At 71.3% G+C, this 10,042-nt stretch carries 9 protein-coding genes; 2 read left to right on the top strand and 7 right to left on the bottom strand.

All coding sequences use genetic code 11. The annotated features are described in order from the left end of the window. The first annotated feature begins 168 nt into the window (after positions 1-168). Entirely contained in the window at positions 169-1,053 is an 885-nt protein-coding gene (locus tag ACFSKW_RS11585) for a TIGR03619 family F420-dependent LLM class oxidoreductase (RefSeq protein ID WP_379572089.1), read from the top strand. A 239-nt stretch (positions 1,054-1,292) separates the two neighbouring features. Here ACFSKW_RS11585 and ACFSKW_RS11580 read toward each other — a convergent pair whose 3' ends face one another. The 4 genes from ACFSKW_RS11580 to murQ form a co-directional block, all read right to left on the bottom strand. After that, positions 1,293-1,859 carry a histidine phosphatase family protein gene (locus ACFSKW_RS11580; RefSeq protein ID WP_379572087.1) on the bottom strand — a complete coding sequence of 189 codons (567 nt, stop codon included), beginning with the start codon at positions 1,857-1,859 and terminating at the stop codon, positions 1,293-1,295. A gap of 421 nt (positions 1,860-2,280) precedes the next feature. Then, entirely contained in the window at positions 2,281-4,188 is a 1,908-nt protein-coding gene (locus ACFSKW_RS11575; RefSeq protein ID WP_379572085.1) for a S9 family peptidase, read from the bottom strand. Next, positions 4,185-5,207 (bottom strand): serine hydrolase domain-containing protein, encoded by a 1,023-nt coding sequence (locus tag ACFSKW_RS11570; RefSeq protein ID WP_379572083.1) that lies wholly within the window; start codon positions 5,205-5,207, stop codon positions 4,185-4,187. Before ACFSKW_RS11570 ends, ACFSKW_RS11575 begins: the two co-directional genes overlap by 4 nt. Next, positions 5,197-6,099, bottom strand: a complete 903-nt coding sequence (murQ, locus tag ACFSKW_RS11565) for an N-acetylmuramic acid 6-phosphate etherase (protein ID WP_379572081.1) — start codon at positions 6,097-6,099, stop codon at positions 5,197-5,199. Before murQ ends, ACFSKW_RS11570 begins: the two co-directional genes overlap by 11 nt. A gap of 48 nt (positions 6,100-6,147) precedes the next feature. Between murQ and ACFSKW_RS11560 the strand changes: the two genes are divergently transcribed. Then, complete coding sequence (locus ACFSKW_RS11560) at positions 6,148-7,227, top strand: exo-beta-N-acetylmuramidase NamZ family protein (RefSeq protein WP_379572079.1); 1,080 nt, start codon at positions 6,148-6,150, stop codon at positions 7,225-7,227. A gap of 2 nt (positions 7,228-7,229) precedes the next feature. Here the strand turns inward: ACFSKW_RS11560 and ACFSKW_RS11555 are convergent, their stop codons facing one another. From ACFSKW_RS11555 to ACFSKW_RS11545, 3 genes are read right to left on the bottom strand one after another with little or no spacing between them, the layout of a single operon-like run. After that, a complete protein-coding gene (locus tag ACFSKW_RS11555; RefSeq protein ID WP_379572077.1) occupies positions 7,230-8,045 on the bottom strand; it encodes a GNAT family N-acetyltransferase in 816 nt (271 codons plus the stop codon). After that, entirely contained in the window at positions 8,045-9,055 is a 1,011-nt protein-coding gene (locus ACFSKW_RS11550) for an ABC transporter ATP-binding protein (protein ID WP_379572075.1), read from the bottom strand. Before ACFSKW_RS11550 ends, ACFSKW_RS11555 begins: the two co-directional genes overlap by 1 nt. Then, positions 9,052-10,038: an ABC transporter ATP-binding protein gene (locus tag ACFSKW_RS11545; protein WP_379572073.1), complete on the bottom strand. Its 987-nt coding sequence runs from the start codon at positions 10,036-10,038 to the stop codon at positions 9,052-9,054. Before ACFSKW_RS11545 ends, ACFSKW_RS11550 begins: the two co-directional genes overlap by 4 nt. Positions 10,039-10,042: the final 4 nt, after the last annotated feature.

Raw genomic sequence — 10,042 nt, 5'->3', positions numbered from 1 at the left:
GGGAGGGTGTGGGAGAGTAGGTCGCCGCCGCGCAATTCTTGTCAGTTAGGCCCTGCCGGGTTATACCCGGCGGGGCCTTTCTGCGTTTACGGGGACGTTCGGGACGCCCGAGCCCGTGCCACGGGCCGCTGCCGCGGAACGCGGGGGCGGGGGCCTAGGCTGGCGGCTATGAAGATCGGATTCGCCGTTCCCGTCTCAGGGCCGTGGGCCACCCGTGACAACATGCGCAGGATCGCCACCCGCGCCGAGCGGCTCGGCTACCACGAACTGTGGACCTTCCAGCGTCTTCTCTACCCCGTCGGCCACGCCATGGGCCCGACCTACCGCAGCGTCCACGATCCCGTCGTCACCCTCTCCTACCTCGCCGGGGTGACCGAGTCGATCAGGCTGGGCGTGGCCGTGGTCAACGCCTTCGAGCCGCCGGCCCTGGTGGCCAAGCAGCTGGCCACGCTGCAGGAGGTCTCGGGCGGGCGGGTGTCGTTCGGGCTGGGGCTCGGCTGGCTGCGCGAGGAGTTCGAGGCCATGGGGATCGGCTTCGAGAAACGCGGTCGCAGGGGCGAGGAGTTCGTCGAGGTCCTGCGGAAGTGCTGGACGGACGACGTGGTGCGACACGAGGGGGAGTTCTACCGGATCCAGGCCTCGCACATGGACCCGAAGCCGTCGCCGGTCCCGCCGATCCTGCTGGGCGGCGGGGCCGAGGTGGCGCTGCGCAGGGCCGGCCGGCTCGCCGACGGATGGGTGAGCGCGAGTAGGGAGGACCTGGCCGGCATCGCGGAAAGAATCTACATCGTAAAGGCGGCGGCCAGGGACGCGGGACGCGATCCCGAGGCGCTGCGGTTCATCTGCCGGGGCGTCACCAGAGTGACCGAGGCCGTTGACGGTCCGCCGTTGAGCGGGCCGTACGAGAAGATCAGGCAGGATGTCGCGGACCTGGAGGCGCGGGGCGTGACGGAGGTGTTCCACGACCTGAACTTCGACCCCGAGATCGTGACCGCCGCTCCCGAAGAGGCCATGCGCAGGGCCGAGGCGGCGCTGGAGGCGCTGGCCCCCTGACCACGGAGCGGTGGCGGCAGGTTCCCCGGCGCGCGGAAGGACCTGGTGCTCCAGCGGCGTCCCCGGCACCAGTCCGGTCCTTAAAGCGATGAGGTGGCGTTTCCACCCGGATGAGGTGGCGTTCCCACCCGGGTGGTTCCGTGGCGATGAGGCGGCATCCCACCACGTCGGATCCTGGGTGAAGGGGCGGCGTCCCTGCACAGGTCGGGTTCCAGTACTCCAGCCGTACTTGGCGATCTTCAGTCCAGCTGGGGAGGGCTCTGCGGGGCCCGGTAGAACTCGACGCCGACGAAGTGACCGTCGGTGAAGCCGAGACGGACGCCGTCGCAGTGGGCGAACGGCGTTCCCCACGTGTCGTGCGGACCATCCGGCAAACACGCCACCAACGCCAGTTCGATCGCCCCTCCGTGGCCGATCAACAGCGCCGACCCGCCCTCCGCGACATCGGCCACCGTGTCGGCCCAGATCGCGTGGTGGGTCTCGGCCACGGCCGCCGCGGCACGACCCTTCCGGATGATGTCGGCGATCTGCTGGTATGGCTCGGCCCAGTCCCACTGTGCATGCCGAGGGATCTCTCCGGATACGTAGCCCGACGGCATCTCCACGGTGTCGTCGACGGCGAACCCCATCGCGACGGCGGTCTCGACCGCCCGTGGGGACGCACTGGTGACGACGCGCTCGTAGGGGCCGACTCCAGAACCGATGAAGCGGGCCAGCACGATGCCGTCAGCCGACAGATGAGTTCCCCTGCCGCGCATGGCGCCCTTCTTGGTCAAGCTGTGTCGGCGCACGTCCAGCCAACGCATGAGGCGTCCTCCTTGACAAGGCGGTGTGGTGGGCGAGTGCAACGGACACGTGCGACCACCGCGATGACAAACGAAGATCATAAGGTGGCGGTGGACGCGGCCGCTGGCGCTTCACGCCCCGCCCCCGGCCGGCCGCTGGTACGCGCCGGGCCCGCTGCCGCTGCCGGTCCCGGTCAGGTGGCCGGCACGCGCCGGCGCATCTGGCACGTTTCCGCACCTCACCCGGCCGCTGGTGAGCCGAGGGCCTCCGTCGGCAGCGCCAAGCCGCCATAGGAGTCCCTCCAGACCGGCACAGGCCTGACCGGTCTGGACGAGCATCAGGTCCGCACCTGGACCTCTTGGCACCGGTGGATCAGTCGCGTCATCAAGCACGCGCCCGAGCCGGCGCTACGCACGACACGTTGGGCACGAACCCGGAGTGCTAGGCGGTGAGGTGGCGTTCCCACCAGTCGAGGATGGCCTCGAAGCGGGCGATCCGGTGGGACGGCAGTCCCGAACGCGACATCTCGTGTCCCTCGCCGGGGAACAGCAGCATCTCCGTCTCCACGCCGCGCAGCTTCAACGCCACGAACAGCCGCTGCGCCTGCTCGACGGGGCACCGCCAGTCCTGCTCCGAGTGGATGATCAGGAACGGCGTCTCGATCCTGGACGCGTGGCTCAGCGGGCTGAGCTCCGCCCACCGGGCGGGGTCGTCGCCGTAGAGGTCACGCGCGAATGACCAGCCGATGTCGCTGGAGCCGTGGAAGCTGTCGATCGCGTTGACCGCCCGCTCGCTGATCGCCGCCCTGAACCGCTCGCCGTGGTGGGCGGCCAGCCAGGTGGTCATGTAGCCGCCGTGGGAGCCGCCGAGCACGCCGACGCGACCGGTGTCGAGACCGCCGGTGGCGAGGGCGGCGTCGAGGAGGGCGAGCAGGTCCATGGCCGAGACGTTGCCGACGTCGCCGATGACGGCGGCGCCGTGGGCCTGGCCGTAGCCGGAGGATCCGCGCGGGTTGCCCATGACGACCGCGTATCCGGCGGCGGCGTAGACCTGGGCCTCGTCGAAGACGTGCCAGCCGTACTGCGTGAAGGGGCCGCCGTGGATCATCAGCAGCACGGGGTGCGGGCCGTCGCCGGTGGGGCGGACGAGCCAGCCGTGGACGGGGTAGCCGTCGGGCGCGGTGGTGGTGATCTCTTCGAGAGGGAGCGGGGTGAGGGCGGCGAAGGAGGTGAGCGTGTTCTCCTTGCCGTCGCGGAGGGCGACGAGCTCACCCGAGCTGGCCTGGTCGGCGACCGTGGCGACGATCACGCCCGCGGCCTGCGCGGCCGCGTAGACCTCGCGCGGGCCGGAGATGAGGACCTCGGGCGCTGATCCGTCGTACGGCACGAGCAGCAGGTCGGAGGAGCCGCGGTTTTCGGACGGGAACAGCACGCCGTCGTCGGTGGTGACGATGACGCCGTTGCTGGCGAGGTGGTACGGCTCGGCCTCGGTGAGGCGGCGGGGCGGGTTGGCGCCGTCGGCGGCCACGGACCAGACGCCGCGGTGCTCGGCGACGAGCGTGCGGCCGGTCGGGCCTGGGGCGGCCGCGGTGAAGCAGACGGTGGCGCCGTCGGGGGTGAAGCGCGGCTGGCCGACCGAGAGGGTGGTGTCGGTGATCTGGCGGAGGCCGGTGCCGTCGGGCGCGGCGAGCCAGACGTCGGAGTAGTGGGTGCTGTCGCGGGTGTCGTGGCGGGCGGCGGTGAAGGCCAGCAGGGTGCCGTCGGGGCTCCAGCTGGGCTCGTCGTGGTCGTAGTCGCCTCCGGTCACCTGGACGGCGGGCGGCACGGAGGCGCGGGAGGCGAAGGGGTCGGCGACGAACACGTGGGATCGGCGGTCGCTGTAGAAGCCGAGGTTGTCCACGCGGTACTTCAAGGTGGTGATGCGGCGGGGCCGTTCCTTGTCGGGCTTGGCGTCGCCGTACCTGCCCTCCTCGGGGACGCGGGAGACGAACGCCAGCCGCCGCGAGTCGGGGCTCCACGCGGGCTTGCCGGCGCCGAGCGGTTGGTCGGTGACCTTCCACGGTTCGCCGCCCGCGGTGGGCATGACGTGCAGTTGGGGGCGTCCGCCGGATTCGGCGCGGGTGAAGGCGAGCCAGCGCCCGTCGGGGGAGTAGGCGGGTTCGCCGTCCCTGCGTCCGGCGGTGAGCTGCCGGGGTTCGCCGGTGCCGTCGGTGGGGATCAGCCAGAGCTCGCCGCGGTACTCGTCGGCGTCGAGGTCGGGCAGGGTCACGGCGACGACCGCATGGGTGCCGTCGGGGGACACGGTCGGGGCGCCGAGCTTATGCAAAAGGGAGATATCTGAGGGTTTCATGGTCGAGACACTATCCGGAGAGCCTCGGCGGAGACGGCTTCGCGGAGTTCTCTGATGCCGGGGCGGCCTCGGACGGGGTGGACGGCGTTGGTGAGCAGGACGACGGTCAGCTTGTGGGCCGGGTCGACGACCAGGGAGGTGCCGGTGAAGCCGGAGTGTCCGTAGGCGTCGGTGAGGGGGCCGACGATGCCGGGGTCGCCGATGCGCACGCCGAGCCCGTGGCGGAAGGCGGCGTCCTGGACGGGGTGCTCGCGGGTCATCTCGTCGGTGAGGGGGAGCAGACCGAGGCGCAGGGCCTCGCCGAAACGGATGAGGTCGTCGGCGGTGGAGAAGACGCCTGCGTGGCCGGCGACGCCGCCGAGGGAGTGGGCCGTCTCGTCGTGTACCTCGCCGATGGCGCGGTGGCATTCGGTCTTGGCGATGCGGGCCGGATCGTGGGAGGGCGGGGCGCCGATGCGGCGGTAGCCGGTGTCGAGGAGGCCGAGCGGGGTGGTGACCAGGTCGCGGACGAGGGTGTCGAGCGGGGCTCCGCCGGCGACCTCGGCGATCCGGCCGACGGTGATCATGCCGACGTCGGTGTACAGGTAGGGCCCGCCGACCGGTGAGGTGATGGGGGTGGCGAGGATCGTGTCGAGACGGTCGGCGGGGGGCACGCCGTCGACGCGGTGGGTGGGCTGGAGTCCCGCGGTGTGGGTGAGCAGGTGGCGCAGGGTGATGTGGGTGCGGTCGCCGTAGTGGTCGGGCAGCCAGGCGGCGACGGGCGCGTCCAGGTCGAGGCGGTCCTGCGACACCAGGGAGAGGATCACCGCGGTGGTGAAGAGCTTGCTGACCGAGGCGAGGTCGAAGACGGAGTCCCTGCGGGCGGGGGGCCTGGTGGGGGCGAGCGTTCCGTCGTGGTCGGTGTAGCGGACCAGTTCGCCCGCGGCCGCCGCGTCGGCGATCTCGCCGTCGACGGCGATGACCGCGACGGCGGAGGGGATGACGGAGGGTGTGGCGGCGGCCAGGATGTCAGCGAGCATGCCGTACCTCGCCGAGGCGGGAGCCGTGCGCCTCCAGCAGCGCCCGCGCCTCGTCGGCGTCGACGCCGTGCTCGATCATCACCACGGCGATCTTGGCCTGGCCGCCGGCGGCTTCGAGCGTGTCCTTGGCGGTCTCGACGGTGGCGCCGGTGATGTCGCTGACCATGCGGGCGGCGCGGCCGGCGAGCTTGGCGTTCATGGCGGACATCTCGATCATGTTGTTTCCGTAGGTGCGGCCCAGCCTGATCATCGAGATGGTGGAGATCATGTTGAGCACCAGCTTCTGCGCGGTGCCCGCTTTGAGCCTGGTGGAGCCGGTCACCACCTCGGGTCCCACGACGACCTCGATGGCATGCTCGGCGGCCGCCGACAGCGGCGTCTGGTGGTTGCACGACAGGGCCACGGTCAGGGCTTCACGCCGTCCGGCCTCGGACAGCGCGCCGAGGACGAACGGCGCGGTTCCGCTGGCCGAGATGCCCACGACGGAGTCCAGCGCGCCGACCTCGAGTTCGGCGAGCGCCTGCTGGCCGGCGGGGAAGTCGTCCTCCGCGCCTTCCACCGATCGGGTCAGCGCGGGCAGGCCTCCGGCGATCACGCCCTGGACGAGCGAGGGATCGGTGCCGAAAGTGGGCGGGCACTCCGAGGCGTCGAGGACGGCAAGGCGGCCAGAGGTGCCCGCGCCCACGTACAGCAGCCTGCCTCCGGCCTGCATGCGGGTGGCGATCGCGTCGATGGCGCTGCTGATGGCCGGCAGGGCCGCGCCGACCGCGGTGGGCACGGTGGTGTCCGCCTGGTTCATCAACTGGGCGATCTCCGAGGTCGGCAGCCGGTCGATCTGGCTGTAGCGCGGATCGCTCTGCTCCGTGGACAGCTCGGGGAGTGGATCAATCATGACGCTAATTTCCACCTTTGGCATCTCGTATGCAAATAAGCTTCAGCTATGTCTTACGTACGCACCGGAGCCGAGCGGCTGGCCGCGGATCCAGATCTCGTGAACGGCGGCCGGCTCGGCCTGATCACCAACCAGACCGGAGTGCTCCGCGATCTGACCCCCACACCCGCGGTTCTGCGGAACCTGACCGCGTTGTTCAGTCCCGAGCACGGCATCAGGGGCACGGCCCAGGCCGGGTTCAGCGAGGGGCCAGGGGAGGAGTACGGCCTGCCGGTCTTCGACACCTACACGAAGACCGGAGCCGACCTGGACGAGCTGGTGGCGGGCTCCGGCGTGGACACGCTGGTGTTCGACCTGTTCGACGTGGGCGCCCGCTTCTACACCTACGTCTGGACGATGAAGGACCTGATGGAGTCGGCCAGGCGGCTGGGCGTCGGCTTCGTCGTGCTGGACAGGCCCAACCCCATCGGCGGGACCGTGGCGGAGGGCCCGCCGCTGGACCTCGCGTTCGCCAGCCACGTGGGCGGCGCGCCGATCCCCGCCAGGCACGGGCTGACGGTGGGGGAGCTGGCGCGCCTGCTCGATCCCGAGGTGCAGGTGATCACGATGGAGGGCTGGCACAGGGACCTGCCGTTCGCCGAGACGGGACTGCCGTGGGTGATGCCGTCGGTGAACATGCCCACGATCGACACCGCGCTCGTCTACCCGGGTACCGGGCTCATCGAGGGCACGAACCTCTCGGAGGGGCGCGGCACCACCAGGCCCTTCGAGCTGATCGGCGCGCCGTACCTGGACGACAGGTTCGCTCCCGCGCTCAACGACCTCGGGCTGCCGGGCGTGCGCTTCCGCGACCTGGCGTTCACCCCGACGTTCAGCAAGCACGCGGGCACCGCCGTTCGCGGGGTGCAACTGCACGTCACCGACCCGCAGGCGTTCAGGCCCGTGTTCACCGCGGTGTCGATGATCCACGTGGCCCGCTCGCAGCATCCCGAGGAGTTCGCGACCAACGAGTTCACCGACCACCTGTGGGGGTCGGACACGCTGACCCGCTGTCTGGAGGCGGGCGAGGACCCGCGCGGGCTGTGCCCTGAGCCCACCCGCCCCCGGGGTGAGCTGCTCTACCGGTGATCTCAACGCAGATCGCGCTGGTAGAGCCAGAAGACGCGCTCGGCTCGCGCGCCCACGGCGCGCGAGTAGAAGCGGAGCGGGCCCACCCAGCCGATCTGCGCCTCGCTCAGCCCCGTCGCGTGCTGGTCGGCCAGGCAGCGGCGCAGCAGCACGCCGCCCAGGCCGAGCCCGCGCGCCGCGGGCGCCGTGCCCATCGGGCCGAACCACGTGGGCCTGGCACCCCAGGCGGCGAAGGCGACGATCTCGCCGTCCAGCGTCGCGTGGTGCAGGCCGGTGGCGTTGGCCGCCTCCCACGCCCAGCTCGTGTTCCACTCCCGCTCGACGAACGCGGCGACGTCCGAGCGGTCCTCGTCCGGGCCGGTGGCGTGGAGCTCCACGCCCGCGGGCAGCGGCTCCTCCTCGGCGGTGACGGGAAGCCTGGCCGTCATGTTCCACGCGACGTTGTAGCGTTCGTAGCCCGCGCTCTCGGCCAGGCACGCCGCGGCCGTGTAGCGCACGTCGATGCCGGGCCAGGCGTAGGCCGGCGGGTTGCCGGCGAAGCGGGCCTGCGTCGCCCCCTCGGCACGCAGCCACTCCTCCGCGGCTGCGACCAGCTCGCGTCCGCGCCCCCTGCCCTGGGCGTCAGGGTGTACGGCCAGCAGGTCGAGATGCCCGATCGCCGGGTCCCGTTCCGACAGCGAGGCCAGGGCGAAGCCGCCGTCGGTGGTCAGCGCCTTCCACCTGCGGGTGGCCGGCGGCGACATGAGCCTGTCGACCATGGCGGGAGCCTCGGCGGCGTCGAAGACGAGCGCCGCGCGGGCGATCTCGTGCGGGCCCATCAGCCGCGCTCCACGTGTGTGGCGACGACGCTGCGCCGCTGGGGGTGGAAGCAGGCGTGCCGCTGCGGGACGCCGTCGGTGAGGTCGAGGGCGGGACGGCTCGTCTCACACTCGTCGGTTCTGAACGGGCAGCGCCTGGCGAACAGGCAGCCCGCGTCCTGGTGGCTCTCGTCCAGCGACTCCGTCGGCACCACCGGCTCGGCGCCAGGGACCTCGAGGCCGTGCAGCACGGGGATGGCCGACAGCAGCGACTGGGTGTAGGGGTGCACGGGGTCGGCGATGATCGTGTCGACCTGGCCGCGCTCGATGACCTGGCCGCGGTAGATGACGTACAGCTCGCCGTCGTCGCCGATGTAGCGGGCGGTGGCCACGTCGTGGGTGATGAACAGCACGCTCACGCCGAGGCTCTCGCGCAGGTCCTTCAGCAGCGCGAGGATGCCGAGCCTGAGCGACACGTCGATCATGGAGGTGGCCTCGTCGGCGACGAGCATCTCGGGGTCGACGGTGAGCGCGCGGGCGATGACCACGCGCTGGCGCATGCCGCCCGACAGCTGGTGCGGGTAGCGGCCGAGCACGGAGGCGGGGTCGAGGCCGACCAGCGACAGGACCTCGCCGGCCCGCGACTCGATCCACGACTTGGGCCTGCCGGTCTGCTTGGCGCGCAGCTCGAGCGGGGCCTGGAGCGTCTGGTGGATCGTCCTGGTCGGGTTCAGCGCCGAGTAGGGGTCCTGGTGGATCATCTGGATCTTGCGGAAGTGCGGCTGCCTGGCCTTCGGCTTGAGCGACGACAGCTCGACGCCGTCGACGCTGATCTCGCCGTCGTCGTAGCTCTCCAGGCCTGCGATGATCCTGCCGAGCGTCGTCTTCCCGCAGCCGGACTCGCCGATGAAGGAGGCCGCGCCGCCCTTGGGGATCTCGAAGTCCACCCCGCGCAGGGCCTGGACGGTCCGTCCCGACAGGACGCTTCCCCGCTGCTTGAAGGTCTTGGTGATGCCCTTGCCGCTGATCATGCGAGCTCCTTGACCTTGACCGCGTGGCAGGCGATGATCCGGTCCCCGTGCGAGAGGGCCTCGGGGTCGACGGTGTCGCAGACGTCCATGCGCAGGGGGCAGCGCTCCCTGAACACGCAGCCCTCCTTCGGCACGGTGGCCAGCGTGGGCGGCCTTCCCGGCAGGGCCCGCGCCTCGTCGATGTCGCCGGTCAGGCGCGGGATGGCCCTGATGAGGCCGCGGGTGTAGGGGTGCTGGGGGTCGGCGAGCACCTTGCGGGTGGGGCCCTGCTCGACGATCCGCCCGCCGTACATGACCGCGAGCCGGTCGGCGACCTCGGCGACCACGCCGATGTCGTGGGTGATGACCATGGTGGTCAGCCCACGCTCGGCGTGGACCTCGCGGATGATCCGCAGGATCGTCGCCTGGGTGATCATGTCGAGGGCGGTGGTGGGCTCGTCGAGCACGACCAGGTGGGCGTTGAGCACCAGCGCCAGCATGATGCCGACGCGCTGGCGCATGCCGCCCGACAGCTCGTGCTGGTGGGAGTCGAGCACGCGCGCGCCGTCCAGGCCCATGCGGCCGAGCAGCTCCTTGGCGTCCTTCACCAGGCCGCGCAGGTCGTCGACGCCATGGGAGCGGCCGAGGTCGAGCAGCTGCTTGCCGACGGTCTTGAGCGGGTTGAGCGAGTTCTGCGCGGCCTGGAAGACGTAGCCGATGTGGGCGCCGCGCGCCTTGCGCAGCCGTTCGCCCTCGAAGGTGACCACGTCGCCCAGGTCGTCGATCTCGACGCTGCCCGCGCTGATCCGCCCTGGCGGCTGCACCGCGTTGAGCAGCGAGAAGGCCAGCGTGGACTTGCCGGAACCCGATTCGCCGACGATGCCGGTGATCGTGCCCGCGGGCAGCTTCATGCTGACGTTCCTGACGGCGGGCAGCTCGCCCGCCGGGGTCTTGTAGACGACCGTGAGGCCGTCGATGCGCACGCCCGGCGCCTGTTTCGCCACTTGC

The organism is Nonomuraea mangrovi, assembly GCF_042681425.1.
Lineage (GTDB): Bacteria > Actinomycetota > Actinomycetes > Streptosporangiales > Streptosporangiaceae > Nonomuraea > Nonomuraea mangrovi.
Note: the sequence above shows the minus strand (reverse complement) of the source record. Positions and strands in the feature narration are given on the sequence as shown.

Coding starts and splice junctions, on each gene's coding strand:
- ACFSKW_RS11585 (WP_379572089.1), top strand. CDS start 169: ATGAAGATCGGATTCGCCGTTCCCGTCTCAGGGCCGTGGGCCACCCGT.
- ACFSKW_RS11560 (WP_379572079.1), top strand. CDS start 6,148: ATGTCTTACGTACGCACCGGAGCCGAGCGGCTGGCCGCGGATCCAGAT.
- ACFSKW_RS11570 (WP_379572083.1), bottom strand. CDS start 5,207: ATGCTCGCTGACATCCTGGCCGCCGCCACACCCTCCGTCATCCCCTCC.
- ACFSKW_RS11555 (WP_379572077.1), bottom strand. CDS start 8,045: ATGGGCCCGCACGAGATCGCCCGCGCGGCGCTCGTCTTCGACGCCGCC.
- ACFSKW_RS11550 (WP_379572075.1), bottom strand. CDS start 9,055: ATGATCAGCGGCAAGGGCATCACCAAGACCTTCAAGCAGCGGGGAAGC.
- ACFSKW_RS11580 (WP_379572087.1), bottom strand. CDS start 1,859: ATGCGTTGGCTGGACGTGCGCCGACACAGCTTGACCAAGAAGGGCGCC.
- ACFSKW_RS11575 (WP_379572085.1), bottom strand. CDS start 4,188: ATGAAACCCTCAGATATCTCCCTTTTGCATAAGCTCGGCGCCCCGACC.
- murQ (WP_379572081.1), bottom strand. CDS start 6,099: ATGATTGATCCACTCCCCGAGCTGTCCACGGAGCAGAGCGATCCGCGC.